Origin of the sequence: Leeuwenhoekiella palythoae (assembly GCF_900130045.1) — a bacterium.
Classification (GTDB): Bacteria; Bacteroidota; Bacteroidia; order Flavobacteriales; family Flavobacteriaceae; genus Leeuwenhoekiella; species Leeuwenhoekiella palythoae.
In genome coordinates, this window is the sequence record NZ_FQXT01000003.1 from 1 (window position 1) to 26,011 (window position 26,011).

At 36.6% G+C, this 26,011-nt stretch carries 15 protein-coding genes and 1 pseudogene; 14 read left to right on the plus strand and 2 right to left on the minus strand.

Annotated elements, in window-relative coordinates:
- Positions 1–14: 14 nt before the first annotated feature.
- The 7 genes from BUA96_RS07260 to BUA96_RS07290 all read left to right on the plus strand — a co-directional run bounded on the left by BUA96_RS07260 (position 15) and on the right by BUA96_RS07290 (position 4,939).
- Entirely contained in the window at positions 15–356 is a 342-nt protein-coding gene (locus tag BUA96_RS07260; RefSeq protein ID WP_072982832.1) for a single-stranded DNA-binding protein, read from the plus strand.
- A 199-nt stretch (positions 357–555) separates the two neighbouring features.
- Entirely contained in the window at positions 556–1,428 is an 873-nt protein-coding gene (locus tag BUA96_RS07265; RefSeq protein WP_072981843.1) for a helix-turn-helix domain-containing protein, read from the plus strand.
- A gap of 138 nt (positions 1,429–1,566) precedes the next feature.
- Positions 1,567–2,067: a cupin domain-containing protein gene (locus BUA96_RS07270; RefSeq protein WP_072981845.1), complete on the plus strand. Its 501-nt coding sequence runs from the start codon at positions 1,567–1,569 to the stop codon at positions 2,065–2,067.
- Positions 2,068–2,090: 23 nt separating this feature from the next.
- Positions 2,091–2,486, plus strand: a complete 396-nt coding sequence (locus BUA96_RS07275; RefSeq protein ID WP_072981847.1) for a (R)-mandelonitrile lyase — start codon at positions 2,091–2,093, stop codon at positions 2,484–2,486.
- 17 nt (positions 2,487–2,503) lie between these two features.
- A complete protein-coding gene (locus BUA96_RS07280) occupies positions 2,504–3,061 on the plus strand; it encodes an acyltransferase (protein WP_233430626.1) in 558 nt (185 codons plus the stop codon).
- A gap of 12 nt (positions 3,062–3,073) precedes the next feature.
- The gene (locus BUA96_RS07285; protein ID WP_072981851.1) at positions 3,074–4,165 is read left to right on the plus strand and encodes an alpha/beta hydrolase; all 1,092 of its coding nucleotides are present in this window, start codon (positions 3,074–3,076) and stop codon (positions 4,163–4,165) included.
- Between the two features lie 111 nt (positions 4,166–4,276).
- Entirely contained in the window at positions 4,277–4,939 is a 663-nt protein-coding gene (locus BUA96_RS07290) for an SDR family oxidoreductase (RefSeq protein WP_072981853.1), read from the plus strand.
- 181 nt (positions 4,940–5,120) lie between these two features.
- Here the strand turns inward: BUA96_RS07290 and BUA96_RS07295 are convergent, their stop codons facing one another.
- Positions 5,121–9,152, minus strand: a complete 4,032-nt coding sequence (locus BUA96_RS07295; protein WP_233430627.1) for a hybrid sensor histidine kinase/response regulator transcription factor — start codon at positions 9,150–9,152, stop codon at positions 5,121–5,123.
- Between the two features lie 286 nt (positions 9,153–9,438).
- Here BUA96_RS07295 and BUA96_RS07300 point away from each other — a divergent pair, with 286 nt between their 5' ends.
- From BUA96_RS07300 to BUA96_RS07325, 7 genes and pseudogenes are all read left to right on the plus strand, one after another.
- Positions 9,439–10,599 carry a glycoside hydrolase family 43 protein gene (locus tag BUA96_RS07300; RefSeq protein WP_072981857.1) on the plus strand — a complete coding sequence of 387 codons (1,161 nt, stop codon included), beginning with the start codon at positions 9,439–9,441 and terminating at the stop codon, positions 10,597–10,599.
- A 110-nt stretch (positions 10,600–10,709) separates the two neighbouring features.
- The gene (locus BUA96_RS07305; protein WP_084673092.1) at positions 10,710–13,910 is read left to right on the plus strand and encodes a SusC/RagA family TonB-linked outer membrane protein; all 3,201 of its coding nucleotides are present in this window, start codon (positions 10,710–10,712) and stop codon (positions 13,908–13,910) included.
- A 16-nt stretch (positions 13,911–13,926) separates the two neighbouring features.
- Positions 13,927–15,894 carry a RagB/SusD family nutrient uptake outer membrane protein gene (locus tag BUA96_RS07310; RefSeq protein WP_072981859.1) on the plus strand — a complete coding sequence of 656 codons (1,968 nt, stop codon included), beginning with the start codon at positions 13,927–13,929 and terminating at the stop codon, positions 15,892–15,894.
- A 17-nt stretch (positions 15,895–15,911) separates the two neighbouring features.
- Positions 15,912–17,117, plus strand: a complete 1,206-nt coding sequence (locus tag BUA96_RS07315) for a DUF4959 domain-containing protein (protein WP_072981861.1) — start codon at positions 15,912–15,914, stop codon at positions 17,115–17,117.
- Between the two features lie 10 nt (positions 17,118–17,127).
- Positions 17,128–17,778: pseudogene (locus BUA96_RS17390) on the plus strand (DUF4998 domain-containing protein); the annotation flags it as partial.
- Between the two features lie 69 nt (positions 17,779–17,847).
- Positions 17,848–18,345, plus strand: a complete 498-nt coding sequence (locus tag BUA96_RS17395; RefSeq protein WP_262490507.1) for a DUF5013 domain-containing protein — start codon at positions 17,848–17,850, stop codon at positions 18,343–18,345.
- A gap of 232 nt (positions 18,346–18,577) precedes the next feature.
- On the plus strand, positions 18,578–21,952 hold the full coding sequence (locus BUA96_RS07325; protein ID WP_072981863.1) for a VCBS repeat-containing protein: 3,375 nt from the start codon (positions 18,578–18,580) through the stop codon (positions 21,950–21,952).
- On the opposite strand, the gene BUA96_RS07330 is transcribed toward BUA96_RS07325, so the two are convergent.
- Positions 21,949–26,004: a two-component regulator propeller domain-containing protein gene (locus tag BUA96_RS07330; protein ID WP_072981864.1), complete on the minus strand. Its 4,056-nt coding sequence runs from the start codon at positions 26,002–26,004 to the stop codon at positions 21,949–21,951. The genes BUA96_RS07325 and BUA96_RS07330 overlap by 4 nt on opposite strands.
- Between the last annotated feature and the right edge of the window lie 7 nt (positions 26,005–26,011).

Below are 26,011 nucleotides of genomic sequence, written 5' to 3' on the forward strand. Positions count from 1 at the left end.
TAAATTTTAGAGTTATGAGTACACTAAGAAATCAAGTTCAGTTAATCGGAAACGTAGGGCAAGAGCCTACACTAACGACCCTAGAAAGCGGTAAAAAAGTGGTGCGCTTTTCACTGGCGACCAATGAATTTTACAAAAATGCCAAAGGCGAAAAAACACAGGATACCCAGTGGCACACCATTGTGGCGTGGGGCAAAACGGCCGAGCTTATTGAGAATTATGCACCCAAGGGCAAAGAACTGGCATTAACCGGAAAACTGAAATCCAGAAGCTATACCGATACTGCTGGGCTTAAGCGCTATGTTACTGAAGTAGAAGCTTCCGAAATTGTATTACTGGGTAGCAAATCCGTGTAAATCACTTAAAAAAGAGGGCGAAGATGTTCCACTATTAGCGAAATCACTTTAGACCTTGTTACCCTTTCAGAGCAACTCCACCAAATTCACTTACAATAATGGGTTTTTTATAAAGGTAGTCAGTAAGCTACCTCTACTCGTATTATCTGTTCTGATTTTTAAAATTCCACATTTGTTTTGAAAATCTTAATTTTGGCGAATGAAAAATACACGTTCGGTTTCTGAATTTAACACAGAATTAAAGCTGAAAGGTTTTAATGTATTTCAAATCGAATCCGATAGCAATGCAACGCGCATTTATAGTCGAAAGGATTTCTATAAAATCTGTTTGACCACCGGCGAAAGTAAAATTCATTATTCTGATCGTAGTTTTAATCATAAAGGAACCGTGTTATTTTTCGGCAATCCCCACATTCCTTATTCTTGGGAAACAATTTCAACGACTTACACCGGCTACACATGTTTGTTTTCCGAAGCATTTTTAGCAACCTCTTATCGTTCAGAAAGCTTACAGCAATCTCCCTTGTTCAAGCTAGATGGAACTCCGGTTTTAAAAATCTCAGAAGAGCAACGTTTATTTTTGAATACCATCTTTAAGAAGATGATCGAAGAACAAAAAACAGATTATAGCCTTAAAGATGATTTGATCAGAAATTACATTAATCTTTTGATTCACGAGGCTTTAAAGCTAGAGCCTTCTCAAAATTTGCATCAGCCCGTTAATGCTTTGACGCGTCTAGCTAATGTTTTTATCGAATTGCTAGAACGACAATTTCCTATTGAGGGAATGGCACAACCGCTTAAAATGCGTACCGCTAAAGATTTTGCCGAAGCGCTTTCGGTACACGTTAATTATTTGAACAAGGCAGTACGTGAGGTTACGGGACATTCAACGACTACGCACATTAATAATCGCATTGCAAATGAGGCTAAAGCCTTGCTTTTACATACAGATTGGAATGTGAGCGACATCGCCTATGCATTAGGATTCGATTACCCATCATACTTCAATAATTTCTTCAAAAAAGCCACGCAAACCAATCCGGGAGCTTTTAGGGCAGCGCATTCTTAAATTTGACTTAGCTAATGAAGAGGTCTTAACAACACTTTAATAGAATGTGTTGAAATTCTTAAGCTATCATTTGATTATCGTTAGCTGATGGTAGGTTACGGTCTATAATTTTGTAGCTCAATTTTAACCGTAAAACCAATGACTGCAAAACCCGTATTCAACCTGGCTGCGACTGCTGTTATAGCCGCATTGCTTAGTGTAGCCTGCAATGACCGTAAGCCTCATAAAGACACTTCTCAAACAACAACTCAAACAGAATTCATTTTCTCAAAAGGAGAGAAGGTACCTGATCAAAACTTCACAGGGAATGCCTACAATACAAGCTTAGTCGCTCCAGACTCTACCTATACCACAGCAATTGGCAACGTCTATTTTGAACCCGGAAGCCGAAGTAATTGGCATACGCATCCCGGCGGACAAATTTTAATCATTACTGACGGAAAAGGGTATCATCAGATAGAAGGTCAGCCTAAGCAAGTGATCCAAAAAGGAGATGTTGTTAAATGTTCACCAAATACACGCCACTGGCACGGAGCTACCGAAAACACTGGACTTCAGCAAATGTACATCGTCCCGAACACCGAAAAAGGAATCGTAAACTGGATGGAGACGGTAACAGATTCAGTCTATATTAAATAATACAACCTCTTAAACTAACTGCTATGAAAATTACAAGAAATCAAGAGATCCACTCTGCTCCGGGCCCTGAGGCCTATTTTACAGGATCAGTACGAGTAGAGATGCAATTTAGTCAACAACCCAGAACAAAAGCTGCTGCGGCAATGGTGACTTTTGAGGCGGGGGCTAGAACAGCTTGGCACACCCATCCTGCTGGGCAGACGCTGATTATCACATCAGGTATGGGTTGGATTCAAAAAGAAGGTGAAGCTATTGTTGAAGTTTTTCCGGGAGATGTCATCTACTTTGAACCAGAAGAAAAACACTGGCACGGCGCTTCTCCTCAAAAGGCGATGAGTCATCTGGCAATTCAGGAGGAAGTTGATGATAAAGTGGTCGACTGGCTCGAAAAGGTGACTGATGACCAGTATAAGAAGTAAGCTAAGATTAAATGAAGATGAAAACAATTTTTGACCGATTACGCGCTAATGAAGAAGTTGCAATGAATGACCCTGATTATGGTCTTATTGGCGCTTCCGTAGAAACAACAATGCGTTTAAATCTTAAACTCAATAACGCACAAGATTTAGATGAAGCCCGGCATTATTTAAGTGAAATTATAGGAACTGTAGTCTCAAAAGATACCACGGTATTTACACCGTTTTACACAAATTTTGGGCGTCATATACAACTGGGAAGAAATGTGTTTATCAATCACGCGTGTAGTTTTTTGGATTTGGGAGGAATCGTTATTGAAGATGATGTTATGATTGGACCTCGAGTAAATATTACCTCTGAAAATCATCCCATCGCAACGAGTACTAGAAATACACTTATTCCACAGAAAGTAACCATAAAAAAGGGTGCTTGGCTTGGGGCCAACGTAACGGTGTTACCCGGAGTTACTATCGGTGAGCACGCAGTAATCGCTGCCGGTGCTGTGGTGAATAAAAATGTAGAGCCAAAAAGCGTTTATGCCGGAGTTCCTGCGAAGAAAATTAAAGACTTAGAATAACAAGAAAACTAAATGAAAACTATAAATCTAATTACAGTCCTGATCCTTTCGGTATTAGGGATAGTTGATAATCAAAATAGAAGCGAACATAAAATTGCTGCTACAGAAAACGAATTAAATCAAGAACACAAACGAGATACTATGAGAACAGAAGAAGATTATATTTTTGAATTGAATGAGGAAGTGACCCGCACTTCGGTACGCTTTAAAAACCGATACGGAATTACCTTAGCAGGAGATCTTTATCTGCCTAAAAATAGCACTGATAAGCAATTATCTGCCTTAGCAATTAGCGGTCCGTTTGGTGCGGTTAAGGAGCAGGCTTCGGGTTTGTATGCAAATGAATTAGCAAAACGTGGCTATGCGGTACTTACTTTTGATCCGTCATATACCGGAGAAAGCGGTGGAGAACCGCGCAACACAGCTTCGCCAGATATTAATACCGAAGATTTCAGCGCGGCAGTAGATTTCTTGGGAGTGCAGGAAGGAATCAATCGGGATAAGATTGGTATCATTGGGATTTGCGGTTTCGGAGGATTTGCTCTAAACGCAGTCGCTGCTGACAAACGCGTAAAAGCAGTCGCAACTACGAGTATGTACGATATGTCTCGCGTAAATGCAAAAGGGTATTTTGATAGCACAACTTCAGAACAGCGTGCAGCACAATTAGAACAAATGAGTTTACAACGCTGGGAAGATGCTAAAAATGGAAAAAGAGCAATGGCACCGCAAGGTTTACCAAGTGAAATTAACGGAGACGAACCACAGTTTGTAAAGGACTATTTTGATTTTTACAAGACTGATAGAGGTTTTCATCCAAGATCGATCAATTCAAACGGTTCTTGGACCGCGACCAATTCTATTTCCTTTATGAATATGCCTATTCTTACGTATATTGAAGAAATTGCACCTAGACCCATCTTAATTATTGCCGGCTCTGAAGCGCATTCCCGTTATTTTAGTGAGGATGCTTATAAAGCTGCTCAAGAACCAAAAGAACTAATGATCATTGATGATGCAGTACATACAGATCTTTATGATGGTGGTGATAAAGATTTTATTCCGTTTGATAAACTAGAAACTTTCTTTAACGAAAACCTATAGGTTTTAAAGCAAATCTATAACTGCTATTTCCATCTCCTAAAGTTTAATAGAACTTTAGGAGATATTCAGTATTGGAATTTTATATTCTGAAAAACTAAAAAAAGTAAAACTATGAAAACGTTAATAATAGGGGCACACGGCAAAGTAGGACAACGCATTGCTAAGCTAATGCAGGCTTCTACCGATTTTGAACCCACAGCTTTTATAAGGAAGGAAGAACAAAAACCTCTTTTTGAAAAAATGAATGTACCTACTGTGGTAGAAAGTTTGGAGAACACCCCCGAAGCTCTTGAGAAAGTAATCAACAACTACGATGCGGTAGTGTTTACAGCAGGTTCGGGAGGAAGCACAGGAGCAGATAAAACGATGGAAATAGATCTTGACGGAGCGATTAAAACTATACACGCAGCTTCTCAAACAGGCGTTAAGCGATATGTGATGGTTGGAGCTTCGCATTCTGATGATCGCTCGTTTTGGGGTAAAGTAGAAGGGATGAAGCCGTATTATATTGCAAAACACTACGCCGACAAAGAATTACAAAGAAGTGATCTCGACTTTACCATCCTACGCCCTGTCACTTTGACTGATGACGAAGAAGCCGGCAACGTGATGATGAGCACAGATCCTGAAAAGGTCAATTCAAAAATACCCAGACAAGCAGTTGCCGAAACAGTTTTAGAAGTCCTCAACAATAAGAACACCTTCGGTAAAATAATTGAAATGAGTAGTGGGGAAGATTCAATCCCTCAAGCACTGCATAAGTTTATCAATTAGGCAAATTTCAGCTTTGAAAAATAGCTGGATTTAGACAAAATTTGGCAATTTTTAAGAAACAGGTTCCATTAGTAAAAGCTTTTACTAAAGGAACCTGTTTCTGTCCTTCAAGTATAATCTTATTTTGCTGTTGGTCATTTAGTCTTTAGGTAGCAATCTATCTTTATAAACAAAACTAAACTCAATTTGATTTAAATGCAGATGGAGTCTTCCCATAACGTTGCTTAAAAATTTTTCGGAAATACTTAGGATCTAAATAACCAACCTCATACGCTGCTTCAGTAATATTAAAATTCTTTTTTTCAATCAGGTAAGCGGCGTGTTCAACTTTAATATTACGAACATATTCATTGATATTTTTTCCAGTAATTGCTTTAATCTTTCGGTATAATGACGATCTACTCATATTCATTTGTTCAGAAATGGTATCGATTGTTTTAATATCCTGTTGTATATTTTGATGAACAATTTCTTTGAACTCTTTCAGAAATGCCTTTTCAGAATCTAATACTTTAAGTTCGTCAGCATCTACATTAGCGTTAATTGCATCATGAGTCTCATATTTTTGTAAAAGTGAGGTTCTTGAAGCAATTAAATTAGCAATACGTGCTTTTAGAACTTTAATATTAAAGGGCTTAACCATATAATCATCCGCGCCCTTGCTGTAACCTGTTTCAATAATGTCAAAATTACTTTTAGCTGAAAGCAGAATAATTGGGATATGTGAGGTTGCTCTTTGTTCTTTTAACTCTCGGCATAGGTCAATTCCATTTTTTTGAGGCATCATTACATCGCTAATTATTATATCGGGTATGTATTTAATAGCACGTGAAATTCCTTCCTGTCCATTTTGCGCATGAATAAGATCATAATCTGTAGCAAGAATACTATCTAATAGTGCTAAGATATCTGGGTTGTCATCAATCAATAAGGCAAGCTTTCTCTCTTTTTCTACACCTATAATGACATCGTTTACAGTTAACTCTTCATAGATTGTAGCCTGTATATTTGCAAGATTGTCCTCAATTGTATTTTTTGGCTGCGACTGTGATCCTTCACTTTGCTTTGGCTGACTAAGCGGAAAACTGAGGGTAAATGTGCTTCCTTTTTGAGGAGTACTTCTCACATAAAGATTACCATTATGAAGTTGAGCAAAGCGTTTAGAAAGGGCTAAACCTATACCACTACCACCTTTTCTAATTTTGGAGTGTGCTTGATAATACCACTCAAAAATTTGGTGTATTTCAGTTTCGTCAATTCCCGCTCCAATATCTGCAACTTCAATAGTAACATCTGAAGCATTAGAACACAGTTTTACATATATTTTACTATTAATATTGCTGTATTTAATAGCATTAGTAATAAGATTATTAATGATAATGTGAATTTTCTCGAGATCGCAGACCACCAATACAGGTGCCTCAGGTTTATTAAATATTAAATTAATATTCTTTTTCTTGAGAAGATGCTTGTACGATTCAAGCCAATGAGACAGATTTTTATTTAAGTCATAACTATGTAAGTGAAGAGTACTTAGACCTTCTTCACTTTTTCTAAATTCTAATAGCTTATTTATAAATTGCAATAAATGTTCTGCATTTTTTTTTATGAGTCTTAAACTTTTCTGTTGCTTTTTGTGAATCACATTGTCTATAAGCGATTCTAACGGGGCCAAAATCAAAGTGAGGGGGGTTTTAAGCTCGTGTGAAATTCCAGTGTAAAACCTAATACGCTCTTCATTTAATTCGTGTTCCAGTTGTCTTTGTTTCTGCTCAAAAAGAAGTGAGTTTTTAAGTTTTAAGCGCTCTGCGTAATATTTTAAACCACCCCAAATGAATATAATTAATGTAACTATATAGAATATATAAGCAGGCAATGTCTGCCAAAATGGAGGTAAAATTATTATTGATAATTCTTTAAAGCGTGTGCTGTTTGCTTGATTTTCTGCTTTGATTTTGAGCGTATAATTCCCCGGAGGAATATTACTAAAATTAATTCTATTAGAATTTTTTAAGTGAGTATACTGATCATAATAGCCTTCTAAAATATAAGAATAGTTCAAAGACGCAGCGAAGGGAAAATTTAAACTAGTAAAATCTAGTGAAAAATTATTCTGATTGTACTGAAGTTTTATTTGATCTTTATATATGATAGATTGGTCAAGAATAGCCTTAGGATTATCAAGGCTAACATTTACATCTTCATTATGTACTTTTAAGTCTTTTATAATAATTGTGTTTGCTTCATTTTGATTTTTTAGATCCTCAGGGCTAAATATGTTAACTCCTTTGTTACCTCCAAAATATAGATACCCCTTTTTACTAATAAGTGCGGCACCAACATTATATTCACTTTTTTGAATATTATAAAGGGAGTTTAAGCTTTTAACCTGTTTGTTGCCAAGGTTAAATTCACTTAGACCTTTGTAGGTGCCTAAGAACAATTTTTGAGAATTATAATTAATTATACTGTTTATAGTGTTGTTGCTAAGGCCTTGAGATTCTGTATAGGTTGTACCCGAGGAATCTCCATCTTTAAATAAAATTAAACCTCCATATTTCTGACCTGCTGCGATAGTATCGTCAGAAAGCACTTTGATGCTAAATATGACATTATTAGTAAGTCCATCAAGATTTCCATGAAAATAAGAGAATACCTCATTGTTATCAGGATTGAATTTAACAATTCCGTTGCCGTAGGTTGCCAGCCATAATACACCATTAGAATCAAAATCAATGGCTCTTATATCCATTCTTTCTGTAATTTGATCTAAAGCCTTTACATAAACAAACTTCTTTTTACTAGAATCGTATTTAAAAAGACCGCCACGATTAGTTCCTACCCATATTTGATTTTTAGAATCTTGGGCAATACAACGAACATCATTTCCATCAGCTTTAGATCCATTTAAATAGTAACTCCAAGTATTATTTCTCGGGTCATATTGATGTAGTCCTTTTTGATAGGTACCTATCCACAATTTTTCTTGGTTGTCCTCAAATAAACAATTTAGATGTTTTGTTCTTAATTTATCTGAATCTATAAAGTCAGCATCACTGTATATACCAGTGTCAGGATTAAAAGAATCTAAGCCTCCTCCATCTGTAGCTATTAAAATCAAGCCAGATTTTAATTCTTCTAATCCTGTAATTCTATTATGAATAAGTCTTGCACCACCCTTAAGATTATTCTTAAGTAATTTTACGGGCTCACCTTTTGGATCTACAAAATCTATCCCAGCATTTGTACCTATCCATAAATATCCATTTCTGTCTTTTTTAAGAGCATTGATGCTAGCATTTGTTATGCTGGTTCCATCATCTTGAGGTTGATAGGTATCTATGCTAAATGAAGGGCTTTTAGATAGAAAAGCTTTAATATCAAATCTATTAATACCACCTGAGTAAGTACCTACCCATAACTTTCCATAGTCATCTTTCTCAATTGCTAGAATTTGGTCATCTGTCAAAGTTTGTTTGGTAGAGCCTTCTTTAAGGGTGTAAAGTTTTCCATTGTAAGACCTAGCGATCAAGCCTTGACTGCTACCTATCCATAAAATTTGATTTTCATCTAAATATAAGGTGTTGATTTCTTCAACTTTCTCATCATCAATTACTAAAGGAATTGGTGTAATCTTATTTGCTTGAAAGTCAAAATAATTGAGGCCTTCATCAAAAGTTCCTATCCAAGCACCTTTTGATCCCTGTTTTACCATACAGGATATTTTATTCGATGATAGATCAGAAGTTTCTGAATTTAAAAAAGTTGTTTCTTCAGTATCATTAAAAGTAAAAATACCTTGACCGTAAACGCCTATTGCATAGCTATTTTCTGAGATATCTATATAAGAATTGATGCTTAATTTTAAATGAGGATTGAAATCGTTTAAGGAATAAAATCTTTCATTTTTCGGATTGTAAGTAACCAGTCCACCATCGGTTGCAAGTTTAAGCTCCCCAGAATTTTCAAATGAAATGTTTTGAATGTAATTATTGCGAATATTTGAATTCTCTTTCCTAAAAATTTTGAATTCGTTCCCATCATACCTATTCAAACCGTCAGATGTGCCAATCCAAATAAAACCTAACTCGTCTTGTTCAATTGTTTTAACGGTATTGTTTGATAGTCCGTTTTGGGTATCTAGATGGTAGAATGTGAGTTGCTCCTTTAAAGTTTCATTTCTAAGATCATATTTAATTTGAGTATAACTCAAATTATAAAAGCATATTAAAAAGAACCATTTAATAACTAGAGTGCTATTTCTGCTTAACACGCACATAGTATTATTTAATTTTTGTTAAAATTCGCTAAAAATTAATAATTAGATATATAAATAGGTTTTTTTTTAACTATTGAATAAATACCCCCCTATAAAAAGATAGTTTGTCCCCCTTGATCAATCTTTGAATTAATGAAAATTGCAATAGAATATGATTAACTATTTCGATTTCGCTGCGTAAATATAATCCAAACGTTTAACAGAATATAACATTCCAGACATGTTTACTAATTATATTAAAGTCTTCCAATTAATTGCTGCGGTAATTCTAAGTGCATCTGTCTACGGTCAAAAAAACGACCACAGTAGTTTTTTTCCAGGCAAACTTTGGCCAGATAATGATGGTAATCATATCAATGCACATGGTGGTGGTATTTTATACCATAACGAGAATTATTATTGGTATGGTGAACATAAAGGGGCAAATAGTCTAGCTGAAGTTGGGGTTCGCGTATATAAGTCAAAAGATTTAATCAATTGGTCTAATGAGGGGGTGGCATTAGAAGTAAGTACAGATCCCAATTCAGAAATTACGATTGGGTCAGTTATAGAGCGTCCTAAAGTCATTTTTAATAAGAAAACAAAATTATTTGTTATGTGGTTTCATTTGGAGCTTAAGGGACAAGGTTATGCTGCCGCCCGTACTGCGGTAGCCACAAGTCAATCACCCACAGGCCCCTTTAAATATATTCAATCATTTAGGCCCAATCAAAAATCATGGCCTCAGAATTTTGAGTTATCACAAACCCAAGAAAATCTTGAAGAGCAGCATCTTGAATGGTGGACGGAGGAATGGCATCAGGCCCTTGTGGATGGCCTGTATGTACGTCGAGATTTTAAAAAAGGGCAAATGTCGCGAGATATGACAGTGTTTGTAGATGATGATGATACAGCGTACCACATTAGTAGTTCAGAAGAGAATCAAACCTTACATATTTCTAAGCTCACTGATGATTATTTAGGATTCTCAAAGGAATGGGTAAGAGTCAAACCTGGAGGCCAGAATGAAGCTCCTGCTGTTTTTAAACATAAGGAAACCTATTACATGATAACTTCAGGACTTACAGGATGGAAGCCCAACAAAGCCCGGTCTTTTAAAGCTAAGTCCATGTTTGGGCCTTGGGAAAAGCTAGCAAATCCAGCTAAAGGAAAAAATGCAGATGTGACATTTTTTTCTCAAAGCACCTATGTATTGCCCATAAATAGAGCAGAAGGTATTTATATATATATGGGGGATAGATGGAATCCTAAGAAACATAGTGATGGTAGATATATCTGGCTACCGCTTGTCGTCAAACAAGGGCAACCAGCAATGGAATGGCAGGATGAATGGAGTTTAGATCAACTAAAATATATTTCAGATAACCACAAAGCAGATTAGTAACCAAAAACAAACATATGAGAAACCTAAAAAAACTTAAGCAAATAACGAATATGTCATTTTAATCAAACAGAATTAATTTTTATAGAAAAACATTACATCAACAGATTATGATACAACAATTAATACGAGTGAAACACTTTTTAAGGTGTCTTGTGCTCCTACTTGCGCTTGGATTTGGGGCCCAATTTAAGGCGCATAGTTTAGATGAGCTACCACAACAAATCATAACAGGTACTGTTTATGACGGTAGTGATAGCAACCAACCATTAATAGGTGTAACGGTTGTGGAAAAGGGAACTCAAAACGGTACTTCTACTGATTTTGACGGGAACTATTCTATACGCGTTTCACCAGGATCAACCTTGGTATTTTCCTTTGTGGGTTTTGAAACTAAAGAAGTCCTCGTTAGTGATCAAGAAAGTATTAACGTCTCTCTAAACTTAAGTTCAGAGTCGCTAGAAGAGACAGTGGTAATTGCATTCGGAGGAAAACAGCTGAAAGAAAGTCAGGTGAGTTCAATAGCCACAATTAATCCTGCAGAGCTTAAAGGGCCTACAAATAACCTAACTAATATGATTGCTGGGAGGGTTCCTGGGATGGTATCCTTTCAAAGGTCGGGAGAACCAGGAGCAGACAATTCAGATTTCTTTATACGTGGTTTAAGTACCTTTGGTTCAGGTAAGCGCAATCCATTAATTTTAATAGATAACATAGAGTCTACATCAACAGATCTTGCACGTCTACAACCTGATGATATTGATACATTTTCTGTACTTAAAGATGCTGCCGCAGCTTCAGTTTATGGAGCTAGAGGGGCAAACGGAGTTATCTTAATCACTACAAAAAGCGGTAAGGCAGGTAAAGCAAAGTTTAGTGCACGTGCTGCTTCTCGTATTTCTACTAACACAAGAAATTTTGAATTTGCAGATAACATCACATATATGCAACTAGCAAATGAGGCTGCGCTTACTCGTGACCCTCTTGCCATTTTACCGTATTCTCAAATTAAAATTGACCGTACTGCAGCAGGAGATAATCCGTATTTATACCCTAGCAATAATTGGATTGATCAGATACTAAAAGAGTATACCATAAATCAAAGTTTCAATATAAGTGCAAGTGGAGGGTCTGAACGTGCACGATATTATGTTTCAGGCACCTATAATATTGATAATGGAATTTTAGATGTGAATCCAATAAATAATTTTAATAGTAATATTAAACTACAGAACTATTCATTACGAAGTAAACTAGATATTGATTTAACTCCTACTACTCTTGCAACAGTCAATATATATGGTCAGTTTGACGACTATAATGGTCCAATATCTAATGGGGGTGATATTATCGCTTCTACAGTTAATGCTAATCCAGTTGCATTCACATCAATTTTTCCATCAGAATTATACCCATTAGCCGAGCATCCGCTTTTTGGTAATTCACCTTTATCTCTGGCAAGCAATGCCTTGTATACAAATCCCTATGCCGAAATGGTTAAAGGATATAGAACTACTAAAAACTCTACAGTACAAGCTCAAATTGCTATTGATCAAAAATTAGACTTTATTACCGAAGGGTTAAAAATAGGAACTATGAATTATATACGTAGATATAATACTTATTCGATTAGTAGATCATACAATCCCTTCTTTTATCAAGCTTCTAGAAACCCACTTAATGATGGTGTTTTACTTAGTGTTATTAATGATGGTACACAATCTTCTATAGGAACCCCTGGTACTGAATTTTTAAATCTTTCAGGAGAAAATAATGAATCCAACTCTAGAATTTACAATCAATTCACGCTGAATTACGACAGAGTATTTGCTGAAAAACATGCGGTTTCTGGTTTTTTAATCAATGTATTACAAAGTTATGAAACAACTGAATTTAGTAGTCTGCAAGAATCATTACAATATAGAAACCATACATTTTCGGGGCGATTTACCTATGCATTTGATAAACGCTATATAGGTGAATTCAGTTTCGGTTATAATGGTTCTGAGCGTTTCGATCGAAGCAATAGATATGGTTTTTTCCCTTCTTTTGGAGTGAGTTATGTAATTTCAAATGAGGATTATTTTTCTAACTTAAAAGAAACTATCAGTAATCTTAAGCTGCGATTTACTTATGGAAAGGCTGGGAATGATGAAATAGGAAATCTTGATGAGGACAGATTCTTTTACCTGTCGAGTGTAAATACAAATAATGGAGGTTTCGGAGCCACATTTGGACAAGATTATAATTTTTATAGACCTGGTATTTCAATTGATAGATATGCAAATGCAGCAATTGGGTGGGAAGTTTCAGAACAATATAATCTAGGTATCGATATCGGGTTATGGCGTGATTTAAACTTTACAGCAGAAATTTACAAGCAAAACAGGTCAAATATTTTACAGCGTCGTACAGAAATTGGAGACGTTATTGGGCTAACCGCACAACCGCAGGTTAATTTTGCTGAGTTAGAATCTAAAGGTGTAGATTTATCATTGGATTATAATAGACAGATTAATCAAGAATGGTGGACACAGGCACGAGCAACGCTCACCTATGCTACAAATGAAGTAAAACAGACAAATGAGCTTAATTATCCAGATAATCTTAGCTATTTATCACAAGTTGGTAATAATGCAAGCCAGATGTATGGTTATATAGCAGAGCGTTTGTTTACAGATCAAGAAGAGGTTAACAATTCGCCTACGCAATTTGGTAATTATACCGGAGGAGATATTAAGTATAGAGATGTTAATGGAGATGGAGTCATAACCTCTTTAGATCGTGTGCCAATTGGCTTACCAACAACTCCTGAAATTATTTATGGTTTTGGAGGAACAGTAGGATATAAAGACTTTGACCTAAGTGTTTTCTTTCAAGGATCAGCACGATCATCCTTTCAAATAAGCCCTACTGATATTTCTCCTTTCGTATTAGGAACAGGAAATGAAACCGGACAACAAAATGGATTACTAAGACTAATTGCAGAAAGTTATTGGTCTGAAGATAATCGTGATTCTTATGCTTTTTGGCCACGTTTGAGTCCGAATATTGTTGAAAATAATGTGCAAAGTTCGTCTTGGTGGCTACAAAACAATGATTTTCTAAGACTTAAAAATTTAGAGATTGGCTATAGAGCATCAGAGAAGCTGGTAGACGCCTTAGGTATACGATCTCTACGTATTTATGCAAGTGGAATAAACCTAGCTGTATGGAGCAGTTTTGACCTATGGGATCCAGAGATGGGTAGTAACGGTTTGGGTTACCCTATTCAATCTACCTACAATCTAGGGGTTCAATTTGACTTTTAATTTAAGATTTTAATAGATGAAGACTATAATATTTAAAAAATTAATTAAGCAGGGAATCGGGGCGTTATTATTGCTGGTCTTGTTGAACAGTACATATTCTTGCCAAGATGATTATCTAGACGTAGTACCTGATGGATTAGCAACCGTTGACAAGGTTTTTAATCTGAGACAAGAGGCTGAGAAGTACTTATTTACTTGTTATTCCTATATGCCACGTTTAGGAGACCCTCGTAGAAATGCAGGATTTTTAGCAGGGGATGAAATGTGGGTCCCTGACAATCGTGAAAATGGGGATTATTTTGCCTTAGAAATAGCTCTTGGAAGACAGCGCGTTTCAAACCCGTATTTTAATGTGTGGCAAGGAGAATATCAAGCAGGAGCTCCATACGACGGACCAGAGATCTGGGATGGAATAAGGCACTGTAATATTTTTATAGAGAATATGTCTGATGAAAATAACGTACCTGATATTACTCAATCAGAACGAGAACGATGGATAGCTGAAGCTAAATTCCTCAAGGCGTATTATCATTTTTATTTGACAAAATTCTATGGAGCAATACCTGTTATGAGAGAGAATATTTCAATAGATGCTCCCACCGAAGAGTTTGATGTTACAAGAGCCCCATATGATGAAGCTATAGCATATATAGTTGAATTGTTAGACGAGGCAGCAGCAGTACTTCCTCCTGTAATTGCGGATATCAATACAGAATTGGGGAGAATTACTTCAGTTACAGCAAGATCATTAAAAGCAAGAGTATTGGTTACGGCAGCGAGTCCTCTTTATAATGGTAATGAGGATTTAGCTGTTGTAGTAAATAAAGATGGAACACCTCTTTATAATAACACCTATGAGCCTAACAAGTGGCAACTCGCTGCAGACGCAGCTAAAGATGCAATAGATGCTGCGGAAGCATCAGGCTTGAGGCTTTTTGAATTTAATGAGTCAGTGACAGGGTTTGATTTAACAGATACTACCGTCACTAAATTGAGTATACGAAATGCTATTACAGACCCAGAGAGTATAGAAATTATATGGCCAAACACACAAAGTCTTACTCTTGGTGAAGATGGACTACAAGCAAGTGCCATGGCACCACTAGAGGTAGGTCATAATACGCGTGTAGCGCGTAAGGTATTATCGCCAACAATAACAATGGCAAAACTGTTTTATACAGATAATGGTGTACCAATTACAGAAGATCGTAATTACGATTTTAATGATATTAGAGAATTAAGAGAGGCTACTCCAGAAGAACGTTTTAACATTGAAGAGGGATATCGAACTTCAAGATTAAATTTTGATAGAGAACCTCGATTTTATGCAGATTTAGGTTTTGATGGCAGTACTTGGTATAAACGCGATGCTCTAGGAGATGAAACTAAATGGCATATTGAAGGAAAATTTGGTGATTATTCAGGAAGTGATCATCCTTTCTTTTTTAATGAGACAGGGTACTATTGTAAGAAATTAGTTAATTGGAGAATGACCTTTAGCAATGATGGCGGTAGTTTTGAAAACTATGCTTGGCCAGAGATGCGTTTGGCAGAGTTATACCTCTTGTATGCAGAGGCTCTTAATGAAACCCAAGGTCCAAGTTCAGATGTTTACAACTATTTAGACCTCATTAGAGATAGAGCAGGTCTAGATGGAGTTGTAGAGTCGTGGGCTAATCATTCGGTCAATCCTAACAAGCCGCTATCACAAGATGGTTTAAGAAGTATTATTCAACAAGAGCGTATGATTGAATTAGCATTTGAAGGTCAACGCTATTGGGATTTACTAAGATGGAAAAGAGCGGTCGAAGAATTCAATGACGATGTTCAAGGTTGGAATGTATTTGGTGATGATGAGGCGTCATACTATCAAGTGCGCACCATTCATCTGCAAAGTTTTGTATCTCCCAGAGATTATTTCTGGCCACTAAGTGAAACTTCTTTAATAAGAAACACAAATCTGGTTCAAAATCCAGGTTGGTAAAATTAAAAATTAGCAATATGAAAACGATTATTTTAAAAAAGATTGCCTTTGCCTTTGTGCTGGCGCTTTTATGTAGTTGTTCTGAAGAAGTAGAACAAATACCTTTGGAGTCTAACAGTATAGCTCCACAGCAAGTAACTAATATTAAGGTAGAAAATTTACCAGGTAAAGCGCGGCTTACATATACTTTACCGAAAGATCAAGATTTACTCTATATAAAAGCAAATTATACATTACCCACAGGTCGAGAGATGGAAGTTAAATCTTCATATTACTCAAACGCTATGCTGTTAGAAGGTTTCACCGGAAATGATGATATAAATGTTGATGTGGTAGCTGTAAATCGTAGTGAGGTAGAGTCAGATCCAGTGAGTATAACCGTAAATCCATTACCTTCTCCCATTTTTGATGTTTATAATAGCTTGGATGTAGGAGAAGCTTTCGGTGGAATTTACATCAACGCTGAAAACCCGGAGAGAATGGACTTAGCTATTTTGGTACTAAATAAAAATGAAGATGGTGACTATGTAGCGAGTCCTAACAGTATCTATACTTCTACAAATGATATTAAAAGCAGAATACGTGGTTTAGATACTATTGCTAAAGATTTTGCATTTACTATTCGTGATCGCTGGCTTAACTATACAGATACTTTAGAAAGGACGATAACACCTCTTTTTGAAGAAGCCATCCCAAAATCAAATTATGGAGATTTACGATTACCTAACGATGCACCAGGTCACAATTCGACCCCTAAAAGTGGGATGTGGGATAATGATATACTTAATTGGCCACGTTGTTATCTAACACAAGGTAACTTTCTAGAAGACACACATATTACAAGTTTTGATATTGGAAAATTAACAAAGCTAAGTCGTATTGTAATCTGGGATTACCCTGAATATTACAATGGAGGTAGAGAATACTACTATAACGTGTGTATGAAAGAATTTGAAATTTATGGTTCTGCAGAGCTTGAACCAACGGGAGATTTAGATAAATGGACTTTATTAGGTTCTTATGAACAAGTCAAACCTTCTGGCTTGCCTTATGGACAAAGCACTAGTGAAGATTTTGAAGCTGCTAATAGTGGATTTAGTTGGGATATTGACCCAAATGCAGAGCCTGTGAGATACATAAGAATACATATGATAGATAATTGGGCAGGAACATACTCTATGGGAATCTCAGAACTACAGGTTTATGGTAATTCTAACTTTTAAAATCAGAAAAATGAAGAATATTTATAAATATATACTGTTTGCATTTGCTGGCATACTCTCATTATATTGGTCGTGTACGAGCGAAGAATATGACGACTACAAAGAGTTTACAGCAGGTGGAGAAATTAGTTATACAGAGAAGATTGATTCGTTGAAAACCTTTTCTGGTAACAATAGAATAATGATACAGGGTATTATAAATGCAGACCCTAAAATCACACAATTTTGAGTATTTTGGAATGATAAAAGAGACTCTGTTGCAGTACCAGTTACTCGATCAGAGGGTATTGATACTCTTGAAGTGATAATTGATGGAATAGAAGAAAATATCTATAATTTTGAGTTGCGTACCTATGATGATCAAGGTAATAAATCGCTGGCTTCAAATATTACAGGTGTTGTTTATGGCGAGCGTTATCAGAACACCTTATTTAATCGCCCTGTTGTAGCAAATAATTTGATTGAGGATAGTTTATCTATAGAATATGCATCGATGGATTTGACAACAGGAGTCATCGGCACAGAGATTATTTACACCAATACTTCTGATAACCAAGTGACAACCTTTGTGGCTATTGAAGAGGACTTCAAATCAATTTTAGATTATAAACCTCAGTCTACCTATAAGTACCGTACGGTATTTATTCCAGAAGAAACGGCAATTGACACTTTCTATACTGAGTACATATCTTTTACGCCCATTTCTAAACCGGTTATTCTTAATGCTGCAATTCCATTTAAGGCAGTATCAACAGCTGGTAGATGGGGGATTTTAGAAGATTGGACCACGACAGACCCTGTAAAAATTCATAATGGTCAAGGTGGCTGGGATGAATGGAACGGCAATATTTTTAATATTGAATCAGGATGGGGAGCTCCCGCAATTACTAACGGTAAGATCTACCAAAGTGTGATGGTTGAGCCTGCATCCTATACACTTAATGTGCTGATTAGGGATACAAACCATAGCCTAGACGATGCAGGAGGTTCCTTCTTTGTTGTTGCAGAAGGCGAAACATTACCTGATGTTGCAGATGTGCTTACCTCAGACAGTGTTTTAGCCCAAAAGCGAATTAATAGTGCGTTGGGTACAGAGTACACCTACAGTCTGAATTTTACAGTAGATGAAGCGATGACCATAACCATTGGTCAAATCACAACACAATGGGGTGAAACTCCCGGAAGATTTTGTAATATCAGATCTTGGGATATCATAGTAGCCGAATAAATAAATCAAATTCAAAAGAGGCATCCTGGATGCCTCTTTTTTAATTATATAGTATTTAATTTTATTCAAATCACTGAATGATGCAGCTACTCTGTTATATGTATAGAGTTGTAAATTAGAAATTTTGATCGAACAATTATTCAAGAAAAAAATCAGCTTAAAGTAAGCAACAAGAATAAACTTTCTAGCACCTTAAATATCAATAGTATATTGATACAAAATTCCTCTGGTCATGACACGGTATAATTTCTTTTTTGGAATTTTTTGCACTTGCTTTCTTCTGTTATCTTGTGAAGAAAAAAAGCTTTTTACTGAAATTGATGTTCAAAAAGCAGGTCTGAATTTTGAAAACACACTCACAGAGAGCGATGAGCAAAATGTGATGACTTACGAATATTTCTATAACGGTGGCGGCGTTGCTGTTGCAGACTTTAATAACGATGGATACGCCGATGTATATCTTTCAGGAAATCAAGTCAAGAATAAATTGTTTCTCAATCTTGGCCAGTGGCAATTTAAAGAAGTAACAAATTCAGCTCAACTTAATGAAGAAGAAGGCTGGAAAACAGGCGTTACCGCAGCTGATGTAAATGGTGACGGATTGATGGATATTTATTTATCCTACTCCGGAAATGCAAAAGGGGAAGGTCATACAGAGCCTATTATAAAGGAATACAAAGGAAGGTCTAACGCTTTATTTATCAATCATGGAAATAACGCAGAAGGTATTCCGGTTTTTAGAGAAATGGCGAAAGAGTATGGCTTAGATGCATCTGGAACCTTTAGCACGCAAGCTTATTTTTTAGACTATGATTTAGATGGAGACTTAGATATGTTTCTACTCAATCACGCCAATAAATTTTACAACACGCTATTAAATGTCAAAACGCTGAGAAATATCAGACATCCCTATTATGGAAACAAACTCTTTGAAAATAGAGGAAACTCATTTGTTGAGGTTTCAGAAGAAGCAGGTATTAAGGGAACCGGAATAAATTTCGGACTCAGCGCATCTATTAGCGATTTAAACAATGACGGCTATCCTGATATCTATGTGACGAATGATTATGTAGAGCAGGATTTTTGCTATATCAATAATCAGGATGGAAGCTTTAAAGAAGTTTCAAAGTCAGCATTCGGGCATTTATCAAAATTTTCGATGGGTTCTGATATTGCCGATTTAAACAATGATCAAAAGCCTGATGTTTTGGTTCTTGATATGTTGCCAGAAGACAATTACCGACAGAAAGTGCTTAAAGGTCCTGATCAATTCAATAGAGAACGCACTCTTGTTGACAGCGGTTACCATCATCAATATATGCGGAATACGCTTCAATTAAACAGAAGTGTCGCGGCAGATTCAAGTTTAGCTTTTAGCGAACAGGCACAACTCTCCGGCATTTCAAATACCGATTGGAGCTGGGCTCCCTTATTAGCCGATTTTGATAATGACGGTCTTAAAGATATTTTTATTACTAACGGCTATTTGAGAGACTTCAGTAATCTCGATTTTACCAATTATACCGTAAATGAGGCGATTAGTCAAGCACAGCAAAATAATACCAATGTAGATATTGGACTTTTGGTGAGTAAAATGTCCTCGACCAAAGTTTCTAATTATATCTATCAAAATAAGGGTGAAGCGCATTTTGAAAATAAGACGGCAGCTTGGGGTTTTGAAAAGAAAACGGTTTCTAATGCCGCAGCTTATGCCGATTTTGATAATGACGGTGACCTCGATTTGATCGTGAATAATCTCAACGCTCCAATAGATTTATATGAGAATACTGCCGAAAATCGAAAACATCATTATTTGAAGATCGTGCTTAAGGGGACTTCAAAAAATACTAAAGCTCTAGGAGCAAAAATTTTGCTTCAATTGAATGATACCACAAGCATTTTTCAAGAGGCCTATTACGGCAGAGGGTATCAAGCTTCGGTAGAACCGGTGTTGACCATTGGTTTAGGAGATATTCAGCTCATTCAGGAACTTAAAATAATATGGCCCGGAGGAAAAATTTCAGGGCTTAAAAATGAAAAAGTAGATCAAACACTAGTTATTGATGAGAAGGATGCACGTGCAAATATTGATTCCGTTTCTGAAGAATCGAAGACCATTTTAAAAGATGTAACTGCGGTATCTAAGCTAAGCTATACCCATCAGGAAAATTCGTACCAAGACTTTAATAGTGAGAATTTAATTCTCTATAGAGCCTCCATGCTGGGCGGGAATGCCAGTGTCGCAGACCTCAATAATGATGGTAACGACGATATCTATTTTGAAGCTGCAAAAGATCAACCAGGAGTATTATATCTGGGAAAACCAGACGGTACGGTGGAGATCTTTAATGACAATCAACCCTGGCTTGATCCTCAAGCAATAACACAAGAAGATTTAGCATCCCTGTTCTTTGACGCTGATGGAGATGGTGACTTAGACTTGTATGTGGTGAGCGGAGGAAATGAAGAATTTAACGGAAATGATTTCTATCAAGATCGGTTGTATCTTAATGATGGCGATGCAAAATTTTCTGAAGCCAAAGATGCTCTACCCGATATGCGTTTCAGCGGAGGAACTGTAAAAGCTGCGGATTTTGACAATGATGGAGATCTGGACCTATTTGTAGGAGGCAGAATAAGCGGAAAGAATTACCCAATGAGTCCTATAAGTATGTTGCTTGAAAATACGAGCGACAAGCATATGGTTGCCTTTAAAGAAAAACGCAATTATGATATAGAAAACCTAGGGATGGTTACTGATGCGGTTTGGGATGATCTTAATGAAGATGATTTACCAGACCTTATTGTGGTAGGAGAGTGGATGCCGGTTACGATCCTTCTTAATACCAATGGAAATCTGTCAAAAAGTGATGATTACAACTTAAATAACAGCACAGGTTGGTGGACATCGATTGTTCCATTTGATTTTGATAATGATGGAGACACAGATTATTTATTGGGGAATATGGGGCTCAATTCGCAATTGAAAGCTTCGGTAGAAGAACCTATGCGCTACTATATTCAGGATATTGATAATAATGGCCGAATTGATCCTATCTTATCGTATTACATTCAGCATAGGAATTATCCACTAGCCGGTCGTGACGAACTCATTGCTCAAGCTCCCGGATTGAAAAAACACTTTCCGTACTATGAAGATTATGCTAAAACCACCACAGAAGAATTACTCGAAGTAGCACAAATCAAACCCCGATTTGTTCTTGATATTAAAGAATTGCGTTCTTCAGTATTAGTAAATACAGGTAAAGGTTCATTTGATTTGCAGCCTTTACCCAAAGCAGCACAAACTTCAGTAGTGCAAGATTTTATTATAGAAGACTTTAATAATGATGGTATAAAAGAAGTCTTGGCAGCGGGTAATTTCTTTCCATTCAAAATAAGCTTAGGACAGATGGATGCTTCTTTTGGTAGCTTACTACAGTTTAAAAATGGAAAGTGGTTTTCACTTGAAGAAACTGCACAATTAAATTTGCGAGGTGATATTCGCGACCTTAATACACTGCATTTTGCCTCGGGTACAAAAAAACTTTTGGTTACTCGTAATAATGATTCAGCTAGTTTGCATCGCTTTCCAGAAAATAATTAAGACTTAAACTCAGAAGGCAATTTGCCATACATTTCCTTAAAGATCTTTCTAAAATATTTTGGACTGTTAAAACCAACTTCATAAGCCGCTTGAGAAACAGAGTATTCTTGATTCTCGATCAAGTCAGCGGCTTTTTCCAGTTTTAAATTACGCGTATATTCATTGATACTGTAACCCGTGATTGATTTCAATTTTCGGTAAAGTGAGGTTCGGCTCATTCCAAGCTCTTTGGCGATATCAAAAACATTCTCGTTTTCACTGCCAATATTCGCATGAATGATCGCATCTAGTTTTGCTAAAAATTCTTTTTCCTTGTTCAGTGCTGGGGAATTGCTTTCTTCTGGCTGCTGCTTCTTTTCTTTGGTTTGCAAAAAGCGCTGAACAGCCTCGCGATTCCGTAAAAGGTTTGAGATCCTCGTTTTTAATAATTGAGGCTGAAAGGGTTTAGAGATGTAATCATCAGCGCCTTCTTCATACCCCGTCTTTAAGCTTTCCAGATTACCTTTTGCCGTAAGTAGAATAATAGGAATATGACTTGTCGCAAGATCATTTTTCAATGCACGGCAAAGATCAATCCCGGTTTTTTTGGGCATCATGATATCTGAAATAATAAGGTCAGGAACAAATTTTTGCGCCTTTTTGATACCTTCTTCACCATTATTCGCAAAGACGAGATCATAATCTCCTTTTAAAATTTCATCTAAAAAGTTAAGAATATCAGGATTATCATCGATCACCATAACTAAAGCCCTGTTTTCAGCGGAAGCAATAGACTTGGTGTTATCTTTTTCAGCATTTACAATTTCCGTAGCTAAGTGTAAATCTTTGGTCTCTACTGAATTTTCCTCTTTTGGTGTTGCCGTAGAAATAGTTTCTGCTTCCGGAATTAACTTAGGAATTTCAACCATAAAGGTTGTTTTTACGTGGGGTGTACTGGTTACTTTTAGACTTCCGTTATGCAATTCAGCAAAGCGCTTGGAAAGTGCAAGGCCAATGCCGGTTCCGCTTTTTTGAGTTGCAGTTTCAGAACGATAGTACCAGCTAAAAATTTCTTCTAATTCTTGTGGGGCAATCCCTGCACCATTATCACTTACAGAAATATCTATCGTATACTTGTTGATGTATAAATGAACTTCAATGCTACCATCATCATCACAATATTTTATAGCGTTAGACAGCAAATTGTTTATAATGACCTTGAGTTTTTCGATATCAAAAAGATAACGTTGTTCAGACTCTTCAATAAACGTACGGATTGTGATGTTTTTATCAATTGCCAGAGGAGCATAGTTTTTTACCCATTTCTTAAGATTCGCCGAAAGATTATGATCGCTCAAATTAAGTCTGCTCAAGCCTTCTTCAGACTTTCTAAACTCTAACAATTTGTTGATCGCAGCAGATAATTTTTTTGCGTTTCGGTTAATGATATTCAATTGTTTTTTGAGGCTGCGATTGTTGGCATCTGTAATCAAATTATCAAGCGGAGCAAGAATCAACGTGAGCGGTGTTTTTAATTCGTGCGAAAAAGCTGTAAAAAAACGCAAACGTTCTTCGTTGAGTTCGTGCTCTAATTGCCGCTGCTGTTGCTCTAGAATTAATCTGTTTTTGAGTTTTAAACGTTCAGAAAAATAGCGCGAGATAAGATAAATGATAAGCACAAGTGCTAAAATATAGATAACATAGGCCAGCGGTGTTTTCCAAAAAGGAGGATGTATGGTTATTGCCAGCGTTTTGAGTATTTCTTTACCAGAGCTTGATTCGGTTTTTACTTTAAGGATATAATCACCGGGAGGAACTCCTGTAAAGTTGGCTATTCCCTCTTGTGTGTCTATCCAGAAGTCGTTGTAGTTTTCAAGTTTATACGAATATGAAAGCGTATTCCCCAATGGGTACTTTAATGCGGTAAAATGAATAGAAAAGGCGTTCTGAAAATAGTCAAATTCTAACGCATCTTGGTAGGTAATCGCTTTTTGTAAAACCGAATTTTCTTCGGGTGTAATTACTTTGTTCAGTACATTGAGCTGTTTAAAGACAATGTTTTGATCACCTTCTAAGCGTTCAAGTTCGCTTACATCAATAATTTGAAGACCTTTTAATCCACCCACAAAAACTTTTCCGTCAGTTGTAGAAGCTATAGGCCCAACACCTTCATTTTGCACATTGCGTAGCGCTGTAAAGTTTTTGAACACATTGTTTTTCAGATCAAAACGATCAATACCGGTGTAGGTGCCAATCCATACAAATTGATCTTGCTGAAGCAACAAGCTGTTTATAGTGTTGTTGCTCAAGCCATCATTTTCACTGTAGCTTTTAACTGTTTCATTTTTGGGATCAAAGATTTTAAGACCGTTATAACGCGTTCCTAAAAGAATGGTTGAATCGTCTACAATTTCTAAAGTGAAAAAAATATTGGTGTTTAGGTTCTTGATATTATCGCTGTTGTAATAAATAGCGCTTCCATCAGATGGATTATACCTAATAAGGCCTGAACCAAAAGTCGCTAGCCATAAATACCCATCCTGTTCTTCAATGTCCCGAATGTCTAGCTTTTCTAAATCAGAAACATAAATGAAGTCTTCTAGAGAATCATCATATTTAAAAAGTCCGCCGCGATTTGTTCCAACCCAAAGGGTACCATTTTTACTTCTGAATAAGGTGCGCACATCGTTACCGTCTTGCTGGCTTCCTTGAAGAAAATACGTCGACTCTCCGGTTTTATGATTGAGATAATTCAATCCTTTTTGATAGGTTCCTACCCATATATGTTCATCACCATCTGGCAACAACGCGAGAATACTATTTCCGGAAAGTGGATTGGCAGAATTACTCGACGAACTAAAGGTTTTAAGCTTTCCCGTATTGAGATCATACAGATCCAGACCTTCGCCATCTGTACCTACCCAGACTTGCGTATTAGATTTTACAGCGATAGCACTCACGCGATCGTCACTAATTGCATAGGGGTAACTGCCATTCTCACTTATGGTTTTGGCAAATTCACCCTTTAAATTCGTGTAGTTTAATCCTGTAGGCGTACCTATCCACATGCCTTGATCTTTGTCGATAAAAAGACTGGTAACAGATCTGTCAAAAACACTAGCCCCGTCGTTAGTTGGCTGATACCATTGGATATCCAGAGGAATATTTTCAGTTAACAATGATCGCTTGTTTAAAATATTCAAACCGCCATACCGCGTTCCTACAAAAAGATTTCCGTGTTGATCATCAACGATAGACAAGATATCACTATCACTCAAACCTGAGGTTGAAGTGTTTCCTTTATTTAAAAATTTATAGTCTCCAGTAGGAGTGATCACGACTAGACCCTTATTGGTCGCGCCCCAGAGATTTTGTGCTTTATCAATATATACTTGATAAACTGTAGCGTTTTTTAATTGTGGGATATCGATCACTTCAGAAGTGTATATTCCTTGCTTACGGGTGATTTTGTTGAGTCCTTTATCGTAGGTTCCTACCCACAGTACAGAATCACCTTGTGCTGCGATTGACGAGATTTCGTTAGAAGATAAGGCTTCACCATCTTTACTCAAACCTAGGGTTTTAAATGCTAGAGATGACAGGTATTGAATTCCACCACGGTAAGTGCCAATGATAGGTTGCTTTTGCTCATTTAAAGTCAAAGCACTCACGCTATTGTTCAATAAACCGTCGGTGGTGGTAAGCACTTTAAAAGTTTCTGTGGTCAAGTCATAAATATTAAGACCTGCATCGGTTGCAATAAGCAACCTGTTGTTATCTAAAAGCTGTAATTCTTGAATGTAATTATTAGAGACTCCGGTTTTTTCATCTGCAATATTCTTTCGGAATTTTAAAAACTGCGTCCCGTCATATCTATTCAAACCGTCATAGGTTGCGATCCATAAAAAGCCTAAGGAATCCTGAGTGATATCATTGATGACATTATTAGACAGACCATCGCTGGAGTTTATTTGATAGAAATACAGATCACTATATTCTTGAGCGTCCTTTTGCGCGAATACAGAAAGTTGAAAACCTAAAAAAATCAGAACACTTAGTAAAGCTGCTCTCATGCAAAAA

Excerpts from the sequence above, each read along its gene's own strand:
- BUA96_RS07315 (WP_072981861.1), top strand. The coding sequence starts at position 15,912 with ATGAAAACGATTATTTTAAAAAAGATTGCCTTTGCCTTTGTGCTGGCG.
- BUA96_RS07310 (WP_072981859.1), top strand. The coding sequence starts at position 13,927 with ATGAAGACTATAATATTTAAAAAATTAATTAAGCAGGGAATCGGGGCG.
- BUA96_RS07260 (WP_072982832.1), top strand. The coding sequence starts at position 15 with ATGAGTACACTAAGAAATCAAGTTCAGTTAATCGGAAACGTAGGGCAA.
- BUA96_RS07270 (WP_072981845.1), top strand. The coding sequence starts at position 1,567 with ATGACTGCAAAACCCGTATTCAACCTGGCTGCGACTGCTGTTATAGCC.
- BUA96_RS07325 (WP_072981863.1), top strand. The coding sequence starts at position 18,578 with ATGACACGGTATAATTTCTTTTTTGGAATTTTTTGCACTTGCTTTCTT.
- BUA96_RS07280 (WP_233430626.1), top strand. The coding sequence starts at position 2,504 with ATGAAAACAATTTTTGACCGATTACGCGCTAATGAAGAAGTTGCAATG.
- BUA96_RS07330 (WP_072981864.1), bottom strand. The coding sequence starts at position 26,004 with ATGAGAGCAGCTTTACTAAGTGTTCTGATTTTTTTAGGTTTTCAACTT.
- BUA96_RS07285 (WP_072981851.1), top strand. The coding sequence starts at position 3,074 with ATGAAAACTATAAATCTAATTACAGTCCTGATCCTTTCGGTATTAGGG.
- BUA96_RS07265 (WP_072981843.1), top strand. The coding sequence starts at position 556 with ATGAAAAATACACGTTCGGTTTCTGAATTTAACACAGAATTAAAGCTG.
- BUA96_RS07305 (WP_084673092.1), top strand. The coding sequence starts at position 10,710 with ATGATACAACAATTAATACGAGTGAAACACTTTTTAAGGTGTCTTGTG.
- BUA96_RS07275 (WP_072981847.1), top strand. The coding sequence starts at position 2,091 with ATGAAAATTACAAGAAATCAAGAGATCCACTCTGCTCCGGGCCCTGAG.
- BUA96_RS07290 (WP_072981853.1), top strand. The coding sequence starts at position 4,277 with ATGAAAACGTTAATAATAGGGGCACACGGCAAAGTAGGACAACGCATT.
- BUA96_RS07300 (WP_072981857.1), top strand. The coding sequence starts at position 9,439 with ATGTTTACTAATTATATTAAAGTCTTCCAATTAATTGCTGCGGTAATT.